This window comes from Mesorhizobium sp. WSM4884, from assembly GCF_029625675.1.
GTDB lineage: Bacteria > Pseudomonadota > Alphaproteobacteria > Rhizobiales > Rhizobiaceae > Mesorhizobium.
Window position 1 is genome coordinate 38,819 of sequence record NZ_JARTVO010000024.1, and the last position, 21,706, is coordinate 60,524.

Below are 21,706 nucleotides of genomic sequence, written 5' to 3' on the forward strand. Positions count from 1 at the left end.
CATTCAATATTCACAAACCACTCACATTCACTATTCTCAAATATCCTTGATGTAGAAGGGATACGGGACAAAGGAGATCATGATGCTCGAATGGGCGTCATTGCGCAGCAGACCTGACGTTCAGGAAGCCAACGGCCCTGCATCGTCCGGCGGCGTGCCCGGATCGAAAATGGCGAGGAAGGCGGGCATTTCGCTGGCGCTCGGCGGCGGCTGCGCGCGGGGCTGGGCGCATATCGGCGTGCTGCGCGCGCTGGACGAAGCAGGTATCGAAGTGTCGATGATCGCCGGCACCTCGATCGGCGCGCTCGTTGGCGGCTGCTATCTTGCCGGCAAGCTGGACGAGTTGGAGGAATTCGCCAGGAGCTTGACCAAGCGCCGCATCTTCGGGCTTCTCGATCTCAATCTGCGTGGCAGCGGCCTGTTCGGCGGTATGAAGCTCGATGCGCGTCTGCGTGAGCACGTGGATGGTATCCATTTCGAGGATCTGTCGAAGCCCTTCGTCGCCGTTGCTTCCGAAATCCGCACCGGCCACGAAATCTGGCTGTCGCACGGCTCGCTGATCACCGCCATGCGCGCATCCTACGCGCTGCCCGGCGTCTTCTCACCCGTGAACTGCAACGGCCGCATGCTGGTCGACGGCGCGCTGGTCAATCCGGTGCCGGTGTCTGTCTGCCGTGCCTACGAGCAGCCGCTCGTGGTGGCCGTCAACCTGCATTACGATCTGTTCGGGCGTGCCGCGGTCATCAAGCACAGTGCGGGTGAGCTCGTCGTCGAGAACGACGCGCCGCGCCCCGGCCAGGTCAACCCTCAGCATCAGCCGCACCAGACGCGCCTCGGCATCACTGGCGTCATGGTCGAGGCCTTCAACATCATCCAGGACCGGATTTCGCGCGCCAGGCTCGCCGGCGACCCGCCGGACATGTCGCTGCAGCCGAAGCTCAGCCATATCGGCCTGACCGAATTCCATCGCGCCGACGAGGCGATCCGCCTCGGCTATCAGGCGACGATGTCTCAGATCAGCGAATTGACGCGGTTGCAGACGGTGCTCGCCTGATCTGAAACCGCAGTCAAAGTTCAAGCAACCGCGGCGTCCGTGATGCGGAATTGGACCGTCCGGTTGCCGTTCCAGTAATTGCCCGACAGCGAACCGGCGACATGCACAGTCTTGCCCCTGTTCTTGAACAGGAATTCGCCGAGCGCGGTGTCGACGGCGCGGAATGCGATTGCCTGGAGGTTGCCGCCGCTTTGCGATTGCAGGTCGGCGCGGATGTGGTTGGTGCCGATCGGCCGCGCATCGGCGAGCCGGTGGCGCGGCAGCACGAACACCGGAGCGATGTGCCCGGCGCCGAACGGGCCGGCTTTTTCCAGCGCATCGAGAAGCGCCAGCGTCGCCCCCTCGGCGGCTAAGGCGCCGTCGATCGCCAGGCTTTCCTCGCGCTGCAGCCGGAACACGTCCGCCGCGGCGCGCTCCTCGAAGAAGGCCCGCAGCGCGCCGAGCTTGGCGCGCTCGACAGTGATGCCGGCCGCCATGCCATGGCCGCCGCCCTTGCGGATCAGCCCGGCATCGGCCGCCTCGCGCACCAGCCGGCCGAGATCGAAACCGGAGACAGAGCGCCCCGAGCCGGTGCCGATGCCATTGGCGTTGAAGGCAATGGCGAACGCGGGACGGCGCGCATGCTCTTTCAGCCGCGAGGCCAGCAGCCCGACGATGCCGGGATGCCAGCTATTGCTGGCGGTGACGACGATGGCAGGACCATTGCCGCCGGCAAGCTCGGCATCGGCCTCGGCACGCGCCTGCGCCAGCATCTCCATTTCCATCTGCTGTCGCTCCTGGTTCAGCCGGTCGAGCGTCTCGGCAATGCTTGCCGCTTCCACCGGATCGTCGGTGGCGAGCAACCGGCTGCCGAGCGCGGCATCGCCGATGCGCCCGCCGGCATTGATGCGCGGCCCGATCAGATAGGCGAGATGGAAGGTGTTGATCGGCTCGCCGATGCGCGAAACCCGCGCAAGCGCCGCCAGCCCCTCGTTCCTCTGCTGGCGCGCCATCTGCAGTCCCTTGACCACGAAAGCGCGGTTCACGCCGGTGAGCGGCACCACGTCGCAAACCGTCGCCAGCGCGACGAGATCGAGCAGCGACAGCAGGTCGAACGGCGCGACGTCCGGCAGCTTCTCGCGCAGCACCTTCGCCGTCTGCACGAGGCACAGGAAGACGACGCCGGCGGCGCATAGATGCCCCTGCCCCGAAAGATCGTCCTCCCGGTTCGGGTTGACCACCGCATCGGCCGCCGGCAGCGCGCCGCCGACCTGGTGATGGTCGAGCACCACGACATCGGCGCCGGCCTGCTTGGCCGCCTCGATCGATGCTGCGCTGTTGGTGCCGCAGTCGACGGTGACGATCAGCTTCGCGCCGCGCGAGATGAGCTCGCGCATGGCTTCGGGATTGGGGCCGTAACCTTCGAAGATGCGGTCTGGAATATAGATTTCGGACGGCACGGAAAAATGCGCGAGAAAGCGCTTGAGCAGCGCCGACGAGGCGGCGCCGTCGACATCGTAGTCGCCAAAGATCGCCACCTTCTCGCCGGCCGCGATCGCCTCCGCCAGCCGCGCCGCCGCCTTCTCCATGTCGGTCAGCGAGGTCGGGTTCGGCAAAAGCTCGCGAATGGTCGGATCGAGGAAGCGCTCGGTCTGCTCGGCCGTGACGCCACGCCCGGCGAGCACCCTCGCGACGATGTCCGGCACCCCATGGCCTTGCGCGATGGCCAAAGCGGCCATGTCCTGGCGTTCGGTCAGCCGGTGCTCCCAGGAAACACCGGTCGCCGACTGCCTGACATCGAGGAAGAAACGTCTTTCGCCCGTCATGCGACGCGCCGTCCGCAGATCATCCTTCGGCAGATATCAATATGCGACGGCGGTAGCAATTCCGGGAAAGTCGGCAACTCCAGGAAAACTGTGGAACGGTTGCCCGTCGGCGATTATGTCAAACAAGTGGGCAGGACGAATCAAAACTTTTCCAGATCCTGGTGACGCGCCTTGATCTCGCGCACGGTGCGCGAGGACGAGCGCAGCACGATGGTGTGGGTGGTGATGAAGGTGCGGCCGAACCTGACCCCGTCGAGCAGATTGCCGTCGGTGACGCCGGTTGCCGCAAACAGCACGTCGCCACGTGCCATGTCCTGTGCGCGATAGACCCGCTTCGGATCGGAAATGCCCATCTTTGCGGCGCGTGCCGCCTTCTCCGGCGTGTCGAGGATCAGCCGGCCCTGCATCTGCCCGCCTGTGCAGCGCAGCGCCGCTGCGGCCAGCACTCCTTCCGGCGCACCGCCGGTGCCGAGATAGATGTCGATGCCGGTCTCTTCCGGGTCGGTAGTGTGGATGACGCCGGCGACGTCGCCGTCGCCGATCAGCCGGATCGCCGCGCCCGTGGCGCGCACGGCGTCGATCAGCTTGGCGTGGCGCGGCCGGTCGAGGATGCAGGCGGTGATGTCGGACACCGCCACACCCTTGGCCTTGGCGAGATTGGCGATGTTCTCGGCCGGCGGGGCGTCGATGTCGATGATGCCCTCGGCGTAGCCGGGCCCGATGGCGATCTTGTCCATATAGACGTCGGGCGCGAACAGCAGGCTGCCCTTTTCCGCGATGGCGATGACGGCGAGCGCATTGGGCAGGTTCTTGGCGCAGATCGTCGTGCCTTCCAGCGGGTCGAGCGCGATGTCGACCGCCGGGCCTTTGCCGGTGCCGACCTCCTCGCCGATATAGAGCATCGGCGCCTCGTCACGCTCGCCCTCGCCGATCACCACCGTGCCCTTGATGGCCAGCCGGTTGAGCTCCTGGCGCATGGCATCGACGGCGACCTGGTCGGCGGCTTTCTCATCGCCGCGCCCGCGCAGCCTGGCGGCGGCAACGGCGGCCCGCTCGGTGACGCGCACCACTTCCATGGTGAGGATACGGTCGAGGCCGGCTGCGATGTTCTGGGCCATGTTCATGAATGGGCTTTCCTCGTTGATGAAGGCGGTTCAGTTCCGAACCGCTCTACCGCGCTGCGCCTCCCGCCAGAGGCGCGCTTCTTCTGGCAAAGCTCCATGACAACGGCAAGACTTGCTATGCCAATTTTTGAAATGGCAGCAATATCAATCGATTAAAGGTGAAATGTGACTCGAACTATTCGGCCCGCTCGATGCGGATCACCTGTGGCTTGTCGGTCAGATGGCCGTCCTTGGTGATGCCTTCGACCGCCTTGCGCACCGCCGCTTCCGTCGTCTCATGGGTGACGAGGATGACCGTCTTCTGCGCCTGGGTTTCCGGACCGGCCGCCTGCTGCACGATCGATTCCAGCGAGATGTCGTTGTCGGCCATGCGCTTGGCGATCGCGGCGAAGACGCCGATGCGATCATGGACCGTGAGCCGGATGAAATAGCCGCCGGCATGGCTGCGCATCTGTGCTTTCTTATAGGGCTTCAATTCCTTCGCCGGCCAGCCGAAGACCGGCCCGTGCTGGAAGCCCGGCCGGCTCTTGGCGATATCGGCAATGTCGCCGACCACCGCCGAGGCGGTGGCGTTGCCGCCCGCGCCGGGGCCGGAGAGCAAAAGCTCGCCAAGGATGTCTGTCTCGATCGCCACCGCATTGGTGACGCCGTGCACCTGCGCGATGACGGAGGCCGTCGGCACCATGGTCGGATGCACGCGCTGTTCGATGCCGCTGTCGGTGCGCTGGGCGACGCCGAGCAGCTTGATGCGGTAGCCGAGATCGGCCGCCGCGCGAATGTCGGCCTGGGTGATGTTGGAGATGCCTTCCATGTAGATGTCGTTGGCGGCGATCCTTGTGCCGAAGGCAAGGCTGGTCAGGATGGACAGCTTGTGCGCCGTGTCGTGGCCCTCGATGTCGAAGGTCGGATCGGCTTCGGCATAGCCAAGCCGCTGCGCGTCCTTCAGGCAGGCGTCGAAGGAGATGCCTTCGGCCTCCATGCGGGTCAGTATGTAGTTGCAGGTGCCGTTGAGGATGCCGAAGACGCGGGTGACCTGGTTGCCGGCCATCGCCTCGCGCATCGTCTTGATGACCGGGATGCCCCCGGCGACCGCCGCCTCGTAGTTGAGCAGCACGCCCTTCTTCTCGGCGATCTCCGCCAACTGCACGCCATGCTTGGCCAGCAGCGCCTTGTTGGCGGTCACGACGTGACGGCCGGCCTCGAGCGCCGCCTTGACGGATGCGTGGGCAGGTCCTTCGTCGCCGCCGATCAGCTCGACGAAGACATCGATGTCGGCCTTTTCGGCCATCTCCACGGCGTCGCCGAACCACCTGGCAGCGCTCAGATCGACGCCGCGGTCGCGCTTCGGGTCGCGGGCCGATACGGCCGTGACGACGATGTCGCGACCGCATTGGCGGGTGAGCTCCGCCGCCTTTTCGTTGAGCACGCGCGCCACCGAGGCGCCCACCGTGCCAAGGCCGGCAATTCCAACACGCAACGCTTCAGCCATGTCCGGCGACGCCCCTCAAAGATTGGTCGGTGTGATGTGCGATGAGCTTAGCGGCGGGCCGAAAGCGGCACGACATTGTTGGGCTGCTTGGCGGTCGAAGCCAGGAACCGCTTGATGTTGCGCGCCGCCTGCCGGATCCGGTGCTCGTTCTCGACCAGCGCGACACGGACGAAATCGTCGCCGTATTCGCCGAAGCCTATCCCCGGTGCCACCGCCACGTCGGCATGCTCGATGAGCAGCTTGGAGAATTCGAGTGAGCCGAGGTGGCGGAACTGCTCCGGGATCGGCGCCCAGGCGAACATCGAGGCCGCCGGCGCAGGAATCGTCCACCCGGCGCGGCCGAAGGAATCGACCATCACGTCGCGCCGCTTGTGGTAGACCTCGCGCACCTCGGCGATGTCGGCGCCATCGCCGTTCAGCGCATGCGCCGCCGCCACCTGGATCGGCGTGAAGGCGCCGTAGTCGAGATAGGATTTGACCCGGGTCAGCGCCGCGATCAGCCGCTCGTTGCCGACCGCGAAGCCCATGCGCCAGCCGGGCATGGAAAAGGTCTTCGACATCGAGGTGAATTCGACGCAGACGTCGATCGCGCCCGGAACCTGCAACACCGAAGGCGGCGGATTGCCGTCGAAATAGATCTCCGAATAGGCAAGGTCCGACAGGATGATGATGTCGTTTTTCTTCGCGAAGGCGACCACATCCTTGTAGAAATCGAGCGAGGCGACCAGCGCCGTCGGGTTGGACGGATAGTTGAGGATCAGCGCCAGCGGTTTCGGGATCGAGTGGCGGATGCCGCGCTCGACCGCCGGAATGAAGGCGTCATTGGGTTCCACCTGCAGCGAGCGGATGACGCCGCCCGACATGATGAAGCCGAAAGCGTGGATCGGATAGGTCGGATTGGGACAGAGGATGACGTCGCCGGGCGCTGTGATCGCCTGCGCCATGTTGGCGAAGCCTTCCTTCGAACCAAGGGTGGCCACGACTTGCGTGTCGGGGTTGAGCTTCACGCCGAAGCGGCGCTGGTAGTAGTTCGCCTGGGCGCGGCGCAGGCCGGGAATGCCGCGCGAGGACGAATAGCGATGGGTGCGCGGATCGCGCACCACTTCGCACAATTTGTCGACGATGGCTTTCGGCGTCGGCAGGTCCGGATTACCCATGCCAAGGTCGATGATGTCGGCGCCGCGCGAGCGGGCGCTGGCCTTCAGCCGGTTGACCTGCTCGAACACGTAAGGCGGAAGCCGGCGGACCTTGTGAAATTCTTCCATTTCAGTTCCAGACGATCAAAGGGGGGCGCTTTCGGCGCGCGATATAAACCTAATTGCAGTTAGGGTCGAGGGCGGGATCGCATTTGCCTTCGATCTGCTTCAGCGTGTCGTCGCCATGCGTCCTGGCGAGCGTGTTGAGCGCGGCAGGATTGGCGGTCGGCTTGACGCCGCCGCCCTTGGCAAGCTGCGCCTGCTCGTCGGCCTTGAGCTCGCCGAGCTTGGCGGCGGTCTCTTCCTTGGACAGCTGCTTGGCGGCCACCTGCGGCGGAATGTTGAGGTTCGGATAGGAGCCGGTATCCTTCGGGCCCTCGGTCAACGCAGTCGGCGCCGAATTGTTGCTGCTGGTTTCGCAGCCGCCCGCAAGCAGCGGCGCGCACAGCACCACCGCCGCGACGGCGATGCGGCAAATCGAACCGGTGCCGAGAAAATAAGTCCCGCCTACATTAATCGTCATATTGTTTTCCTGGCAGCCGGGTTAGAGCGTGTTGGACCCAGTCAGATGTCCCATGGTAATATGTCAAGAAAACGCTCCGGGAGGAACCCCGCGAACCATGTCCAAAGCGCCCGATTCGGACAAAGCGGAAAATGGCGGACCTTCGACCGTCGAGCAATATCTGGTCAAAGATCCCGAGCGTTTCGCGTTGAACATGGCGCGCATGATCGAGCAGGCAGGCAAGGCTGCCTCCGCCTGGGCCGAGCCGCGCGAGAAGGGTGAGGTGCGCGACCATGTCGCCGAACCCGTGGTCGACATGGTCAAGACCTTCTCCAAGCTCTCGGAATACTGGCTGGCCGACCCGCAGCGCGCGCTGGAAGCGCAGACGCGGCTCTTCGCCGGCTACATGACGGTCTGGGCGAACGCCATTCAGAAGGTCAGCCCCAATGCCGAAGCCGCCGAGGACGCGTTCAAGCCCGAGCGCGGCGACAAGCGTTTCCAGGACCCGGAATGGGGCCGCAACGCCTTCTTCGATTTCCTGAAACAGGCCTATCTCGTCACCTCGCGCTGGGCCTCCGACCTCGTCGAGCATGCCGAGGGCCTGGACGAGCACACCCGCCACAAGGCGAGCTTCTACGTCAAGCAGGTCTCCAACGCGATCGCGCCCTCGAATTTCATCCTCACCAACCCGGAACTGTTCCGCGAGACCGTCGCCTCCAACGGCGAAAACCTCGTGCGCGGCATGAAGATGCTGGCCGAGGATATCGCCGCCGGCAGGGGCGACCTGAAGCTCCGCCAGGCCGACTACGCGCCGTTCGAGATCGGCAAGAACATCGCCACGACGCCAGGCAAGGTGATCGGCCGCAGCGATGTCGCCGAGATCATCCAGTACGATCCGACGACCGAGACGGTGCTGAGGCGCCCCCTGCTCGTCTGCCCGCCCTGGATCAACAAATACTACATCCTCGATCTCAACCCGCAGAAATCCTTCATCCGCTGGGCGATCGAGCAGGGTCATACGGTCTTCGTCATCTCCTGGATCAATCCTGACGAGCGCCACGGCGCCAAGGGCTGGGAAGCCTATATTCGCGAAGGCTTGCAATTTGGCCTCGACATGGTCGAGAAGGCGACCGGCGAAAAGCAAGTCAACGCGATCGGCTATTGCGTCGGCGGCACGCTGCTGGCCGCGGCGCTCGCGCTTCTGGCGCAGGAAGGCGACCACCGCATCAAGTCGGCCACCTTCTTCACCACCCAGGTCGACTTCACCCATGCCGGCGACCTGAAGGTTTTCGTCGACGAGGACCAAGTCGCGGCCGTCGAGCGCTCGATGAACGAGAAGGGCTATCTCGAAGGCACCAAGATGGCAACCGCCTTCAACATGCTGCGCTCCGGCGACCTGATCTGGCCCTACGTCATCAACAACTACATGCGCGGCAAGGATCCCCTGCCCTTCGACCTGCTCTACTGGAATGCCGACTCGACGCGCATGGCGGCGGCAAACCATTCCTTCTACCTGCGCAACTGCTATCTGGAGAACAATCTCTCGCGCGGCACGATGGAACTCGCCGGCCGCACCGTCTCGCTGGCCGACATCACGATACCGGTCTACAACCTGGCGACGAAGGAAGACCACATCGCGCCGGCGCTTTCCGTGTTCCTCGGCTCGCGATTTTTCGGCGGCGACGTCGAGTATGTGATGGCGGGCTCCGGCCACATCGCCGGCGTCGTCAATCCGCCCGCGGCGCATAAATACCAATACTGGACCGGCGCCAAGCCGGTGGGCGATTTCAACACCTGGTTCGCCACCGCGCACGAGCATCCGGGCTCGTGGTGGACGCACTGGCAGCACTGGATCGAAAGCCAGGACAATGTGCATGTACCCGCCCGCCAACCGGGCAAGCGTATGAAAACCTTGGGGGATGCACCGGGCACCTATGTCAAGGTGCGTGTGTAACGGACTGTAATGTCTGGTGAGTTGACGGCCCCTCAAAACAGGGCGAAATGGTGGCGTTAATCGTTTTCGCAGCCTCAGTTCGCCTTCAGACGCAGAAGAAAATCCGAGGCTTGCAGATCGACACAGATCCCGTTTCCGGTTCGGGAACAGGAGGTCATCGCCAGGGGCACTGGAGCGCTACGGCGATGATGAACGGACCGGATACCGAGGGGGAATTTTATTTTGAAACCAGCAGGTTGGCGTCTTGCACGAAGGGAAAGCCGCAGCATTGTGGCAGCGCTTTTCTCCGTGCTTCTGGCCTCCTGCACCTCGACCGGCGACCCGACGATGTCGGTCGTCACTCCCGGCTACAATTCAACCGCCACCGAGATGAGCGCGGCTTCCACCGCCAAGCCCGTGGCCTCGACCGATTCGACCCAGCAAGTGGCGTCGGCCTCGCCCGAGGCGGCATCGACCGTGATGGGCGAAGGCGACAAGCCACTGCCCGAAAAGGTCGCCTATGTGCCGGAAATACGGCCCGGAGCCGCCTTCCCTGCGGTCGCCGTGCCTGCAGGCGCCACCTCGATTGCCGGCAATACGCCGCAACCGCTGGTGCAGCCGACGCAGACCGCCGACGAGACAAAAGCCGTCGCTGAGAAGATCGCTGCCGGCGATGCCGCCGCGGTCGCATCGCAGGCGCAGGCCACCGTGCAGGCGATGAGCAAGGGCGTCTACGTAACGGCGGGCGACCCGGCGCAGCAGCCGGTTGTCGCGCCGAAAAAGGGCCTGTTCGCCTCGCTGTTCAGCACCACCCCGGCCTCGGCAGCGCCCGCGCCTCTGATCAACACGCGTTCGAGCGACCAGCCCGCCGCGCAGGCCAAGACCACGCCGCCACCGGCCAAGCCGATCGTGACGCTCGCCTCCGCGACACCAGGCGACAAACCGGTGCAACTCGCCTCCCTCGGCGACGATCCAAGCAACCACATCACCGGTGCCGATGCCTTGCCGGGCGTGCGCCAGACGGCGCTGTTCGAGATCAAGCGCAAGTCCGGCATCGACGACGAGAGCGACGTCGATCTCAACGAGGACGAGGGCGGTTCCTACCAGGTGGCGTCCGCCGCCGGCATGGCGAGGCTCGCCCCCAACGGCCTCTTGAAACAGAACGAAAGCGTCGACGTCGCCTGCCTGAAGCCGTCGCTGGTGCGCGTGCTGAAGACGATCGAGGGCCATTTCGGCCGCAAGATGATCGTCACCTCCGGCTATCGCGATCCATCCCGCAACCGCCGCGCCAACGGCGCCAAGAACTCGCTGCACATGTACTGCGCCGCCGCCGACATCCAGGTACCCGGCGTCTCCAAGTGGGAACTGGCGAGCTATGTTCGCTCGATGCCCGGCCGCGGCGGCGTCGGCACCTACTGCCACACCGAATCGATCCATGTCGACGTCGGCCCCGAGCGCGACTGGAACTGGCGCTGCCGCCGCCGCGCCAGCAGCGGCGAGGACGGCTGAGTCTCGACAGTCGGCGGCCCACCGCCTTCGTTGCGACGAACCTCGCAGTGCCAAACGTGGCGATTAACCGAAGCCGCTCCGAACGTCGTCATCCACGGGCGGAGCGGGAGCGAAGCGGACGCGAAGACCCGAGGATCCATTCCGTGACCTTGGCCGAAGAATGCAGCCGAGCAGAATTCTGCACCGTGGCAACGCTTCTAGGTGACGGAATGGATTCTATGGTCTGCGCCGCGTCGCTACGCTCCTTGCTCCGCCATAGAATGACGACCTTGAGTGGCGTTCCAGCCAATCTCCAAGGATGCACGAGCAACCGGCTGCCGCAAACCGTGACCTGACTGGCCAAAATCGTGCTTTTTGCCACGCTTGAAAAAAGTTGTCGCATGTGGCTGCGCATGGGTTGCCGGTTGCCAACAACGCAATTATAAGCCGCTTCGTCTGAGCGCGCCCATCGTCTAGCGGTTAGGACACCGCCCTTTCACGGCGGTAACAGGGGTTCGATTCCCCTTGGGCGTACCAGAAACCCTCCCACCCCCCGATTGAAATTTTGCAGAGTGGCGATTTGTGCTAATCGAGCATGCGCCGCGGGGGATAGAAAATGGCAAACACTTTTGAGCGATACAAGAAAGACATAGAACGTCTCGCGTCGCTCGGTGGAAAGCTGGCCCTTGCGATGCAGATCGAAGCGGATCCGCGCACAAAGACTGTTCATCCTTTCACCGAGGAAGAACTGAAAAACTTGCCGAACGTTCGATCCAGCTATCAGGGCTGGTATTCTGAAGCTCTTGCGCTTGTCAGTCAGCTCATTCCAGAGAGGGAAGACGATTTTCGATCATATTACGCTCCAAAAGGTACGAGAAAGGACCTCTCCTACGCAAACTACACGATGTCGGACTACCTTCGTGGCATTAGCGCAACACGCGCAGGCGACGTAATCGTCGGCCCATCGGCTGCCAATGCCGCCATGTACCAACAATTCAATATTATTTCTGGATTGGCGAATCGCTTCGCTTCGTCCCTTTACGATATCAAGGCGCTGCTGCACGCAGACCTTTTGGATGATGAGCTTCATGCAGCCGAAGAGCTAAACAAGAATGGCTTTCAGCGCGGAGCCGGAGCAATGGCAGGGGTCGTCTTGGAAGGTCATTTGGCTGCCGTCTGCGATCGCCACAAGGTAATGTTGCGCAAGAAAGACCCCGCCATTTCCGATCTCAATGACGCCTTGAAGGCAGCTTCTGTCGCAGACGTCGCGCAGTGGCGCTTCATCCAACACCTGGGCGATCTGCGAAACAAGTGCGATCATAAGAAGGCTACTGATCCCACAAAGGAAGAAGTGGCCGAACTGATTGAAGGTGTCCGGAAGATCACCAAAACGTTGCTTTGAACGGAAATTGGCGATGCGGGGTCGGCACAACGGGCACTCCCTGGAGCGGAAACGCGTTGTTAACGTCGTTGGCGGGTGGCGGTATCTGAGCCTCAGTTACAGCGTGTAAACTTCTCCCCACTCTCAACGAGGAGGCGCCGGGATGAACTTGCTTCGGGCCGCACTCTCGTGCATTGCCATCAGCCTCGCAGGACTGCAGCCCCTCCGCGCCGAGGATCAGCCTGCCCAGTCGAACGGTGATGCAACGCAAGAACAGCCGGCAAAACACTGCGAGGGGCAAAATTGCTTGCCCCCGAAGGATAACCCTGTGCAGGAATGCAAAGGGCAAGATTGCACGCTGGCTCCGGCAACCGACCAGCCGCCGGCCCCGGTGATTGAACAAGTAAAATAAAGCGACCTCGATAGCGTCGATTCCATTAAGAAACGGCCGCGAACACCACCATCTGCACCAGCCCTCCCCCCTGCCTATTCTCCAGACGGATCGTCCCGCCGTAGCGCTCGATGATTTCCTTCGCGATCGCCAGCCCCAGTCCCGCGCCCGGGATGAACTGCGTGCGCGCCGGATCGACCCGAAAGAACGGCTCGAAGGCTTTGTTCAACAGGTCCGGCGGGATGCCGGGGCCGCGGTCGGCGATGGTCAGAACCGCCCGGCCGCCTTGCCTCGACAGCGAGACGGTGCAGCTTTTGCCGTGCGTCGCGGCGTTGACGATCAGGTTGCGCAGCGCGCGGCGCAGGCCGAGCGCGCCGGCCTTGACCGACATATGATCGAGGTGGTCGATCGTCACCGCGTGGCCGAGCGCCGTCATCTCGGTCTCGATGTCGCGGACCAGCCCGTCGAGTTCCACCGGTTCTACCGCGTCCTGGTTGACCTCCTCGCGCACCAGGCGGATCGCGCTGTCGGCGATGCGGTCGAGTTCGTCGAGATCGCTCAGCCACTTCTCGCGATCCTCGTCGAGGAACTCGGCGCGGAGTCGCATCCTGGTCATCGGCGTCCTGAGGTCATGGCCGGCGGCGGCGACCAGGCGCATGCGGCTTTCCATCGCCGCCTCGAGCCTCGCCGAAAGCTGGTTGAGCGCATGCGCGGTGGCCCTGACTTCGGCCGTCCCCTCTTCAGGAACCGTCGCCAGCACCCCGTCCGAACCGATCTTGCTGACGGCGGCCTCAAGCATTTCCAGCGGCCGCACCAGCACGCCGGTGAAGTAGATCGACACCGGCGTGGCGCCGAGCACGATCAGCACCATCCAGCCCGCCAGCCCGTACCAGACATCGCGCGGCGGACCGAAATCGGGGACATCGACGATCATCCAGCGATGGTCGGGCAGCTCGACCGAAGCGACCATTCCCGGCCGGTCGGCATTGCGGCTGACCACGGCCGAAACATCGAGGCCGTTGTGGTGCAGGATCTCGTTCAACACCCTTGTGTGCTTGCGGTCCTCGAAGCCGTCGGCCGGGCGATCCTGCACGATGACGGGTGCATCGCTTGAATTCGGCGCGTGGGCGGGAGCCAGTTGCACCATGTACTGGATCTGGTGGGCGAGCGGGCCCATGATCAGTTCCGGCGACGGCCCGCCGAGCACCTTCACCGCGACGAAGGTGGCGAGCCCGACCACGCCCAGGATCGAAACGACCAGAAGGATGATCAGCCGCCGGCGCAGCGAGGTCATGCCTCGGTCTCCGCCGTCTCGACGCGGGCGGTGAGCTGGTAGCCGCCATTACGTACCGTCTTGAACAGGTTCTCCTCGCCCGCTTCGGCAAACTTCCGGCGCAGCCGGCTCATCAGCACGTCGACGGAACGGTCGAGCGGCTCGCGCTCGCGCCCTTGCGTCAGGTCGAGGAGCTGGTCGCGCGACAGGAGCCGCCCCGGCCGGTCGAGAAAGACCTGCAGCAGGTCGAACTCGGCGCCGGTGAGGTCGATCGCGGCACCTTCGGCGTCGATCACCTTGCGCGTGTCCGGCTCAAGCCTGTAACCGGCGAAACGGTAGACGCGAACCTTGGGCGGAGCGGCTTCCTCCGGCGCCGAGCGCCTGAGCACCGCGCGGATGCGGGCTGAAAGCTCGCGCGGGTTGAACGGCTTGCCGAGATAGTCGTCGGCGCCGAGCTCCAGCCCGATGATGCGGTCCACATCCTCCTTCAGCGCGGTCAGCAGAATGACCGGGATATGCGGCTTGCGGTCGCGCAAGGCGCGGCAGATGTCGAGACCCGACCCGTCGGGCAGCATGACGTCGAGCACGATGAGGTCGAACTGGCCTGAGCCGAGCTTCTGCTCGCACTCGCGCCGGTCGGCCGCCACCGAGACGCGAAAACCCTGCCCGTCGAGATAGCGTCCGAGCAGCGTCCTGATCTCGCGGTCGTCATCGACGACGAGGATGTGGGGTTGTGCCTGCATTCCCAGCCCATCTCACCTTGTTCGCCACCGATTATAGGAAGAGCGGCCGAAAGAGCGGCATGGAAATTTGCAACCGAATGTTTCCGGGAAGGCTCCGGAAACATTCAGAAACAAATCTCCCTTTTCTGGAAACCTTCGGCAACGCGCCGAAGCAAAACGGCAAAAGACGCTTCCTATCCTCCCGCCATCCGAAGCATGCAGGAAAGGATCACGTCATGCGAAGCAGACTTTTGGCGCTCGGCCTGTTCTCGGTCGCGGCCATCCATCCCGTGCTGGCCGCCCAGCCCGACCCTGCCGCGGCGCCTGGTGACGAACCGCCGGCGATCGGCCGGCAGGACGATGCGGGCCCGGGCCCGATGCCCTGGCCCGGCCCGCATGGGCCGATGCGGCACGGACCGATGCCACAGGGGCCGGAAGCCTTCCGCCGCATGGGACCGCCACCGCCGGAGATGCTTGCCGCTCGGCTTTCGGCGCTCGAGACCCGCATCGGCATCCGCACCGAGCAGCTCGATGCCTGGCGCGACTATACCAGCGCGCTGCAGGCGGTCCTGGCGCCGCCGCGGTTCGACCATGGCCCCGGCGCTCTCGGTGGCTCTGAAGCAGGCGGGCCGCCCGCGCCCGGCGGTCCCGACCAGGCGCAAGGCGATCCCTTCGCCTTCCAGGAGCGATTGGCCGACGAAGTCACCAAGCGCGCGGCTTCGGCCGCCAAGCTGAAGGATGCGATCGCCGTGCTGCGCACCAAGCTTACGCCCGAACAGCTCGAAATCCTCGCTTCGGCGGATCGGCCGCACGGCCCGCCCCCCGGTCCATGGGGCAATCCGCCGGACGACGCAGCCGGCCCCGGAGGTCCGCACGGACAGCTTCAGCCACCCCTACCCCGGAATGGCGAGCAACTCTGACCGTCTGCACCGGCCGGTCCGCTGATCCACCCGTTCAAGGACCGGCCGGTTCTTTTGCGAATTGGCGGACGCGTCCGCGCGACCGCCGTCAAGCATGGAGCGCATGATGATGTGGGAAGCCCTGATGATGCTGCGGCTGCTTGCCTCGCTAGGCTCGCCCTTGCCGATCCGCTCCAGCGCCGGTGCCAGGCAACAGATCCTATCGAAGCAGGCGCTAAAAGGAGCGGTCCGGCTGAGGTTCGCCGCTTACCGCCTGTCGCTTCCGATGTCGTCTTCAAGCGCTGAAAATCATGACCAGCAAATTGCGTAAAAGGCATCTTCTCCTCGTCGCCGTGCTGGTCGCGGCCGGAGTCGTCGATGGTCAGGCGGCGACTGCACCTTCAGCGAAAGATCCAGCCGATGCATATCCAGCCTAGTCATTCTCTTTTGCCGACGAGGCCACGTCGCCTCTCCCCCTGGGCAGGAATGTTGTGTGCGGTACTCTTTCTGGCGGCCTGTTCGCAGGAAAAGAGCGAGGCTCCTGCGGGCATGGGCGGCGTCGGCCGGCCCGAGGTCGGCGTTGTCACCTTGCATCCGCAGTCGGTCGCGATCACCGCCGAACTGCCCGGCCGCACGGCGGCCTCACTCATCGCCGAGGTACGCCCGCAGGTCGACGGCATCGTCCAGCAGCGCCTGTTCCAGGAAGGCGCCGAGGTGGTGCCGGGACAGCCGCTCTACCTTATCGATCCGGCGAGCTACCAGGCAGCCTATGACAGCGCCGTCGCCGCCCAGCAGAAGGCCGAAGCGGCGCTCCCCACCGCCCAGGCCAAATTCGACCGCTATTCCGGACTGCTGAAGCAGAACGTCGTCTCGAAGCAAGATTTTGACGATGCCGCCGCGACGCTGGCGCAGGCCCAGGCCGACGTTGCATCGGCCAAGGCGAGCGTCGAGACGGCGCGCATCAGCCTCAACCGCACCTCGATCACCGCGCCGATCGCCGGCCGGATCGACAAATCCACGCTCACGCCGGGAGCGCTGGTCACCGCCAACCAGGAGACGGTGCTGACCACCATTCGCGCGCTCGACCCGATCAATGTCGATGTCACGCAGTCCAGCACCAATCTGCTCAACCTGCGCCAGGCGATCAACGAAGGTCGGCTGAAGGTCAGCGGGCCCAACGTCAGCGTGAAGCTCAAGCTCGACAACGGCACCATCTACTCGCGGACCGGCAAGCTGGAATTCGCCGGCGCCAATGTCGACCAATCCACCGGCACTTTCGCGCTCAGAGCCCAGTTCCCCAATCCCGACCGCCTGCTGCTGCCAGGCATGTATGTGCGCGCCATCGTCGAGGAAGGTGTGGCGCAGAACAGCTTCCTGGTGCCGCAGCGCGCCGTCACCCGCGACCCGAAAGGTCAGGCGACGGCTATGGTGGTCAATGCCCAGGGCAAGGTCGAGTCGCGTGCTCTCAGCGTGCGCAACAGCGTCGGCAACAACTGGCTCGTGGACTCCGGCGTCGGCGACGGCGACCGCGTCATCGTTGAAGGCGTGCAGCTGGTGCGCGCAGGTGGCGACGCGACGCCGGTCGAGGTGACGATCGACGAGGCGACCGGCGAGATCAAGGATCGCCAGCAGACCTCCGCCACGGCGGAACCGGCTGGCGGCAAGGCTGCCGGCGCCGCCAAGCAACCAGCGTCTGGCGCAACCGGGAACTGAGGCGATGTCGACTTTCTTCATCAATCGCCCGATCTTTGCCTGGGTGATCGCCATCGTGATCATGCTGGGCGGCCTGTTCGCGCTCCGGTCGCTGCCGATCTCGCAATACCCGCAGATCGCGCCCACCACGGTGAACATCAGCGCCAGCTATCCCGGCGCCGACGCCCAGACGGTGGAGAACTCGGTGACCAAGGTCATCGAGCAAGGCATGACCGGCATCGACAATCTCGATTACATGACGGCGACGTCGACCTCGACCGGACAGGCCTCGATCACGCTGACCTTCACCAGCGCCGCCAATCCCGACACCGCCCAGGTGCAGACCCAGAACAAGCTGCAGCTGGTGCAGTCGCAACTGCCGCAGGTCGTCCAGAGCAACGGCATCACCGTCTCCAAATCCTCTACCGGCTTCCTGATGGTCATCGGCTTCGTTTCCACCGACGGTAAGATGAACTCGACAGACCTTGCCGACTATGTCGACAGCACGGTCAACGACACGCTGAAGCGCGTCGAAGGCGTCGGCTCCACCCAGCTCTTCGGCTCCGGCTATGCCATGCGCATCTGGCTCGATCCCGACAAGCTCGCCCAATATGCGCTGATGCCGAGCGACGTCGCCACCGCGATCGAGGCGCAGAACACCCAGGTCTCCGCCGGCCAGCTCGGCGGCCTGCCGGCGCGCAAGGGACAGCAGCTCAACGCCACGGTGACGGCCAAGAGCCGGCTGCAGACCGCCGAGCAGTTCCGCAACATCATCCTGAAGAGCAACACCGACGGCTCGCTGGTGCGGCTCAACGACGTCGCCAGGGTCGAGATCGGCGCCGAAAGCTACACGACGGCCGCCCACTACAATGGCAAGCCGTCGGCCGGCGTCGCGGTCAATCTGGCGACCGGCGCAAATGCGATCAGCACCGCCGAGGCGGTGCGCGCGACCATCGACCGTCTGGGTTCGACCTTCCCGCAAGGCGTCGAGGTCGTCTACCCCTACGACACATCGCCCTTCGTACGCCTGTCGATCGAAGAGGTGGTGAAGACGCTGGCAGAAGCGATCGTGCTGGTGTTCCTGGTGATGCTGCTCTTCCTGCAGAACCTGCGCGCCACCATCATCCCGACGATCGCCGTGCCGGTGGTGCTGCTCGGCACCTTCGGCGTGCTCTCCTTCTTCGGTTACTCGATCAACACGCTGACCATGTTCGCCATGGTGCTCGCCATCGGCCTGCTCGTCGACGATGCCATCGTCGTCGTCGAAAATGTCGAACGCGTCATGGCGGAGGAAGGCCTGCCGCCGAGAGAGGCGACGCGAAAATCGATGAGCGAGATCACCGGCGCGCTGATCGGCATCGCCACCGTGCTGTCGGCCGTGTTCGTGCCGATGGCTTTCTTCGGCGGCTCCACCGGCATCATCTACCGGCAGTTCTCGGTAACCATCGTCTCGGCGATGGTGCTCTCGGTGCTGGTCGCGCTAGTGCTGACGCCCGCGCTCTGCGCCACGATCCTGCGGCCGCCGAGGGACCACGCGACGCAGAGAGGTCCGTTCGGCTGGTTCAACCGCGCCTTCGACCGCGGCACGACGGCCTACCGCGACGGCTCGCACGGCATCATCAACCGGGGCAAGCGCTTCCTTGTCGTTTTCCTGGCCATAGTCATCGCCATGGGCTGGATGTTTGCCAGGCTGCCAAGCTCGTTCCTGCCTGACGAGGACCAGGGCATCCTGATCACCAGCGTGCAGCTGCCGGTCGGCGCGACACAGGACCGAACCGAGCGCGTGCTCGCCCAGGTGACCGACCACTATTTGAACGAGGAGAAGGACGCGGTCGATGGGGTGTTCACCGCTTCCGGCTTCGGTTTCGGCGGCGCTGGACAGAATGTCGGTATCGCGTTCGTTCGGCTGAAGGATTTCGACAAGCGCACGTCGCCGGCCCTGGCGGCGAAGGCGGTCGCCGGTCGCGCCATGGGCGCCTTCTCCAAGATCAGGGATGCGCAGGTCTTCGCGCTCGCCCCTCCCGCCATCCAGGGTTTCGGCAACACCAGCGGTTTCGACTTCTACCTGCAGGACGCCAACGGCGCCGGCCATGAGGCGCTGATCCAGACGCGCAACCAGCTTCTCGGTCTTGCCGCGCGGAGCAAGCTGCTCGCCAACACCCGCCCCAACGGCCAGGAGGATCAGCCGCAGTTCTCGGTCGACATCGATCAGGAAAAGGCAAGCGCCCTCGGCATCGGCCTGTCCGACATCAACAACACGCTCTCCACCGCCTGGGGCAGCGACTACGTCAACGACTTCATCGATCGCGGCCGGGTGAAGCCGGTCTATCTGCAGGCGGACGCGGACTTCCGCATGCAGCCGGAAGACCTGGACAAATGGCAGGTCCGCAATTCTGGCAACGCCATGGTGCCATTCTCGGCCTTCGCCTCCAGCCATTGGACATACGGCTCGCCCCGGCTTGAGCGCTACAACGGTTCGGCGGCCGTGGAAATCCAGGGCGCGGCGACGACGGGCGTGAGTTCAGGCGCCGCCATGGACGAGATCGACAAGCTAGTCGCGCAACTGCCCGCCGGATACGCGCATGAGTGGACGGGGCTCTCGCATCAGGAGCGGCTTTCCGGCAACCAGGCGATGTCGCTCTATCTGATCTCGGCGCTCGTCGTTTTCCTTTGCCTCGCCGCGCTTTACGAGAGCTGGTCCATCCCGTTCGCGGTCATGCTGTCGGTGCCGATCGGCATCTTCGGCGCGCTGCTCGCGGCGAGCCTGTTCGGGCAGACCAACGACGTCTATTTCAAGGTCGGCCTGCTGACCACGATTGGTCTCGCCTCCAAGAACGCCATCCTCATCGTCGAATTCGCCATCGAACGGCAGGCGGCGGGAATGGGGCTGGTCGAGGCGACGCTGGAAGCGGCGCGGCAACGGCTGCGGCCAATCCTGATGACGTCGCTGGCCTTCATCCTCGGTGTCACGCCATTGGCAATCGCCAGCGGCGCGGGTTCGGGCGCGCAGAATTCCGTCGGCATCGGCGTGATGGGCGGCATGATCGCGGCGACCGTGATCGGCGTGTTCCTGGTGCCGCTGCTGTTCGTCACGGTGCGCCGCATCTTCAAGGGCAAGGCCGCCACGCAGGATTCTGGGCAGGATACGGGCGGGACGCCAGCCACAGCCACTCAGCAATAAGGGTTTCGTCATGACAGGTTTCGAACGCGGTCTGCGGACCGCGAAAGGGCTGCTTTTGCCCGCTTTTGCCGGCCTTCTGCTCTCCGGATGCGTCGTTGGTCCAGACTATCGGACGCCCTTGTTGGTCGTGCCAGCGACCTGGAGCGACTGGAAGGCGACGAAGCCGGCCAAGCCGGCGCAGTTGTCGCGATGGTGGCGGAAGTTCCGCGATCCCGAGCTCAACCAGTTGGTCGAGGAAGCGATTGCCGGCAATCTGGACGTGGCGACGGCCAAGGCCAAGATCCGCGAGGCGCGCGCGTCCTACCGCCAATCCGCGGGGACGCTGTTTCCATCCGCCGACGGTTCGGCGTCCGCTACGCGCAACAAGGTCGCCGCGACCACCACGGGCGGGACTGCCAGCGAGACCTACGACCAGTATCAGGCGGGCTTCGACGCCACTTGGGAGCTCGATCTCTTCGGCGCCAACCACAGGAGTGTCGAGGCCGCCCGCTACGGATTGGACGCCTCCCAAGAGAGCCTCCGTTCGACCCTGCTGACCTTGATCGGCGATGTCGCCTCCAACTACGTCCAGGCCCGCGGCTACCAGACCCGCATCGCGCTTGCCCGGCGCTCGGCTGCATCGCAAAGGCAGACCGCCGAGCTCACCCGCACCATGGCCTTGGCCGGCACGGCAACCGCTGCCGATGTCGCCAAGGCGATGGGACAGGCAAGCAGCACGGAAGCCGATGTCCCAACCCTGGAAGCAAACTACGCCGAAGCGGTGCACCGGCTTTCGGTGCTCACCGGCCGTCCGCCGGCGGCGTTGGTGGAGCGGCTGAAGCGCCCCAGGTCGATCCCGGCGCCGCGCCTGCCGATCCCGACCGGCATTCCGGCCGACATCCTGCTGACCCGCCCCGATGTGCGGATGGCGGAACGGCAATATGCTCAGTACACGGCCAAGATCGGCCAGGCAGAGGCGGCGCGCTATCCGAGCGTCAGTCTGACGGGAGACATCAGTACCACCGCCCTCAAGCTCGGCGATCTCGGCAGGAATTCCACTATCGGCTGGTCGTTCGGCCCGACGCTCAGCGTGCCGCTGTTCAACGCCGGTCAATTGCAGGCGGCCGTCGAGATCGCCAAAGCCCAGCGCGACCAATATTTCATTGCCTACAAGGCCGCCGTGCTGACGGCGCTGGAGGACGTGGAAAACGCCACCGTCTCTCTGTCGCAGGAGCGGATCAGGAACGGCAAGCTCGCCTCTTCCGCAAAATCCTATGGCGACGCCGCCCGGCTCGAAAGAACGCTCTACAAAGCGGGTGAGACAAGCGTTCTCGACGTGCTGGATGCAGAGCGGTCGCTCTACACGGCCGAGGACACCCTGCTGCAGAGCCGCGTGTCGATGGCCACCGATTACATCGCACTCAACAAGGCGCTCGGCGGCGGTTGGGACGGCACGACCGACAGCGCCAAGCCTGAAGTCGTCGATGTCGGCGCCGGTCCGCGGCTGGCTTCGGAAACGCAGTGATGTGAAACCGGACGTCTTATCTGAAGCCCTCGGAAACAAATCTCCGTGAGCAATAGCTGAAAGCAATCATCC

The 21,706-nt window shown here is 64.5% G+C and carries 16 protein-coding genes and 1 tRNA gene; 10 read left to right on the top strand and 7 right to left on the bottom strand.

Annotated elements, in window-relative coordinates; all coding sequences use genetic code 11:
- Window positions 1-82 precede the first annotated feature (82 nt).
- On the top strand, window positions 83-1,054 hold the full coding sequence (locus P9236_RS26745) for a patatin family protein (protein ID WP_278077664.1): 972 nt from the start codon (window positions 83-85) through the stop codon (window positions 1,052-1,054).
- Between the two features lie 20 nt (window positions 1,055-1,074).
- Here the strand turns inward: P9236_RS26745 and recJ are convergent, their stop codons facing one another.
- From recJ to P9236_RS26770, 5 genes are all read right to left on the bottom strand, one after another.
- Window positions 1,075-2,859, bottom strand: a complete 1,785-nt coding sequence (gene recJ, locus P9236_RS26750) for a single-stranded-DNA-specific exonuclease RecJ (protein WP_278077631.1) — start codon at window positions 2,857-2,859, stop codon at window positions 1,075-1,077.
- 140 nt (window positions 2,860-2,999) lie between these two features.
- Entirely contained in the window at window positions 3,000-3,983 is a 984-nt protein-coding gene (glpX, locus tag P9236_RS26755; RefSeq protein ID WP_278077632.1) for a class II fructose-bisphosphatase, read from the bottom strand.
- 175 nt (window positions 3,984-4,158) lie between these two features.
- Complete coding sequence (locus P9236_RS26760) at window positions 4,159-5,472, bottom strand: homoserine dehydrogenase (RefSeq protein ID WP_278077633.1); 1,314 nt, start codon at window positions 5,470-5,472, stop codon at window positions 4,159-4,161.
- Window positions 5,473-5,519: 47 nt separating this feature from the next.
- The gene (locus tag P9236_RS26765; RefSeq protein ID WP_278077634.1) at window positions 5,520-6,737 is read right to left on the bottom strand and encodes an LL-diaminopimelate aminotransferase; all 1,218 of its coding nucleotides are present in this window, start codon (window positions 6,735-6,737) and stop codon (window positions 5,520-5,522) included.
- 49 nt (window positions 6,738-6,786) lie between these two features.
- Window positions 6,787-7,191, bottom strand: a complete 405-nt coding sequence (locus P9236_RS26770; protein WP_278077635.1) for a hypothetical protein — start codon at window positions 7,189-7,191, stop codon at window positions 6,787-6,789.
- A gap of 97 nt (window positions 7,192-7,288) precedes the next feature.
- Here P9236_RS26770 and phaC point away from each other — a divergent pair, with 97 nt between their 5' ends.
- The 4 genes from phaC to P9236_RS26790 all read left to right on the top strand — a co-directional run bounded on the left by phaC (window position 7,289) and on the right by P9236_RS26790 (window position 11,993).
- Window positions 7,289-9,124 carry a class I poly(R)-hydroxyalkanoic acid synthase gene (gene phaC, locus P9236_RS26775; RefSeq protein ID WP_278077636.1) on the top strand — a complete coding sequence of 612 codons (1,836 nt, stop codon included), beginning with the start codon at window positions 7,289-7,291 and terminating at the stop codon, window positions 9,122-9,124.
- Window positions 9,125-9,394: 270 nt separating this feature from the next.
- Window positions 9,395-10,612 carry a D-Ala-D-Ala carboxypeptidase family metallohydrolase gene (locus tag P9236_RS26780; protein WP_278077637.1) on the top strand — a complete coding sequence of 406 codons (1,218 nt, stop codon included), beginning with the start codon at window positions 9,395-9,397 and terminating at the stop codon, window positions 10,610-10,612.
- 441 nt (window positions 10,613-11,053) lie between these two features.
- A tRNA-Glu gene (locus tag P9236_RS26785) sits at window positions 11,054-11,128 on the top strand.
- A gap of 79 nt (window positions 11,129-11,207) precedes the next feature.
- Window positions 11,208-11,993 carry a hypothetical protein gene (locus P9236_RS26790; RefSeq protein WP_278077638.1) on the top strand — a complete coding sequence of 262 codons (786 nt, stop codon included), beginning with the start codon at window positions 11,208-11,210 and terminating at the stop codon, window positions 11,991-11,993.
- A gap of 416 nt (window positions 11,994-12,409) precedes the next feature.
- Here P9236_RS26790 and P9236_RS26795 read toward each other — a convergent pair whose 3' ends face one another.
- Together P9236_RS26795 and P9236_RS26800 are read right to left on the bottom strand one after the other, a co-directional pair.
- Window positions 12,410-13,657, bottom strand: coding sequence for an ATP-binding protein (locus P9236_RS26795; protein ID WP_278077639.1), 1,248 nt, complete (start codon window positions 13,655-13,657; stop codon window positions 12,410-12,412).
- Window positions 13,654-14,379 (bottom strand): response regulator, encoded by a 726-nt coding sequence (locus P9236_RS26800; protein WP_278077640.1) that lies wholly within the window; start codon window positions 14,377-14,379, stop codon window positions 13,654-13,656. The genes P9236_RS26795 and P9236_RS26800 overlap by 4 nt, the downstream gene beginning before the upstream one ends.
- Before the next feature lie 215 nt (window positions 14,380-14,594).
- Here P9236_RS26800 and P9236_RS26805 point away from each other — a divergent pair, with 215 nt between their 5' ends.
- The 5 genes from P9236_RS26805 (at window position 14,595) to P9236_RS26825 (ending at window position 21,634) form a co-directional block, all read left to right on the top strand.
- Window positions 14,595-15,278 carry a hypothetical protein gene (locus tag P9236_RS26805; RefSeq protein WP_278077641.1) on the top strand — a complete coding sequence of 228 codons (684 nt, stop codon included), beginning with the start codon at window positions 14,595-14,597 and terminating at the stop codon, window positions 15,276-15,278.
- A gap of 124 nt (window positions 15,279-15,402) precedes the next feature.
- A complete protein-coding gene (locus P9236_RS26810; RefSeq protein ID WP_278077642.1) occupies window positions 15,403-15,588 on the top strand; it encodes a hypothetical protein in 186 nt (61 codons plus the stop codon).
- An 89-nt stretch (window positions 15,589-15,677) separates the two neighbouring features.
- Complete coding sequence (locus tag P9236_RS26815; protein ID WP_278077665.1) at window positions 15,678-16,970, top strand: efflux RND transporter periplasmic adaptor subunit; 1,293 nt, start codon at window positions 15,678-15,680, stop codon at window positions 16,968-16,970.
- A 4-nt stretch (window positions 16,971-16,974) separates the two neighbouring features.
- Window positions 16,975-20,130: an efflux RND transporter permease subunit gene (locus P9236_RS26820; RefSeq protein WP_278077643.1), complete on the top strand. Its 3,156-nt coding sequence runs from the start codon at window positions 16,975-16,977 to the stop codon at window positions 20,128-20,130.
- A gap of 10 nt (window positions 20,131-20,140) precedes the next feature.
- Window positions 20,141-21,634, top strand: a complete 1,494-nt coding sequence (locus P9236_RS26825) for an efflux transporter outer membrane subunit (protein WP_278077644.1) — start codon at window positions 20,141-20,143, stop codon at window positions 21,632-21,634.
- Window positions 21,635-21,706: the final 72 nt, after the last annotated feature.

Excerpts from the sequence above, each read along its gene's own strand:
- P9236_RS26745 (WP_278077664.1), top strand. The coding sequence starts at position 83 with ATGCTCGAATGGGCGTCATTGCGCAGCAGACCTGACGTTCAGGAAGCC.
- recJ (WP_278077631.1), bottom strand. The coding sequence starts at position 2,859 with ATGACGGGCGAAAGACGTTTCTTCCTCGATGTCAGGCAGTCGGCGACC.
- glpX (WP_278077632.1), bottom strand. The coding sequence starts at position 3,983 with ATGAACATGGCCCAGAACATCGCAGCCGGCCTCGACCGTATCCTCACC.
- P9236_RS26760 (WP_278077633.1), bottom strand. The coding sequence starts at position 5,472 with ATGGCTGAAGCGTTGCGTGTTGGAATTGCCGGCCTTGGCACGGTGGGC.
- P9236_RS26765 (WP_278077634.1), bottom strand. The coding sequence starts at position 6,737 with ATGGAAGAATTTCACAAGGTCCGCCGGCTTCCGCCTTACGTGTTCGAG.
- P9236_RS26770 (WP_278077635.1), bottom strand. The coding sequence starts at position 7,191 with ATGACGATTAATGTAGGCGGGACTTATTTTCTCGGCACCGGTTCGATT.
- phaC (WP_278077636.1), top strand. The coding sequence starts at position 7,289 with ATGTCCAAAGCGCCCGATTCGGACAAAGCGGAAAATGGCGGACCTTCG.
- P9236_RS26790 (WP_278077638.1), top strand. The coding sequence starts at position 11,208 with ATGGCAAACACTTTTGAGCGATACAAGAAAGACATAGAACGTCTCGCG.
- P9236_RS26795 (WP_278077639.1), bottom strand. The coding sequence starts at position 13,657 with ATGACCTCGCTGCGCCGGCGGCTGATCATCCTTCTGGTCGTTTCGATC.
- P9236_RS26800 (WP_278077640.1), bottom strand. The coding sequence starts at position 14,379 with ATGCAGGCACAACCCCACATCCTCGTCGTCGATGACGACCGCGAGATC.
- P9236_RS26805 (WP_278077641.1), top strand. The coding sequence starts at position 14,595 with ATGCGAAGCAGACTTTTGGCGCTCGGCCTGTTCTCGGTCGCGGCCATC.
- P9236_RS26810 (WP_278077642.1), top strand. The coding sequence starts at position 15,403 with ATGATGCTGCGGCTGCTTGCCTCGCTAGGCTCGCCCTTGCCGATCCGC.
- P9236_RS26815 (WP_278077665.1), top strand. The coding sequence starts at position 15,678 with ATGCATATCCAGCCTAGTCATTCTCTTTTGCCGACGAGGCCACGTCGC.
- P9236_RS26820 (WP_278077643.1), top strand. The coding sequence starts at position 16,975 with ATGTCGACTTTCTTCATCAATCGCCCGATCTTTGCCTGGGTGATCGCC.
- P9236_RS26825 (WP_278077644.1), top strand. The coding sequence starts at position 20,141 with ATGACAGGTTTCGAACGCGGTCTGCGGACCGCGAAAGGGCTGCTTTTG.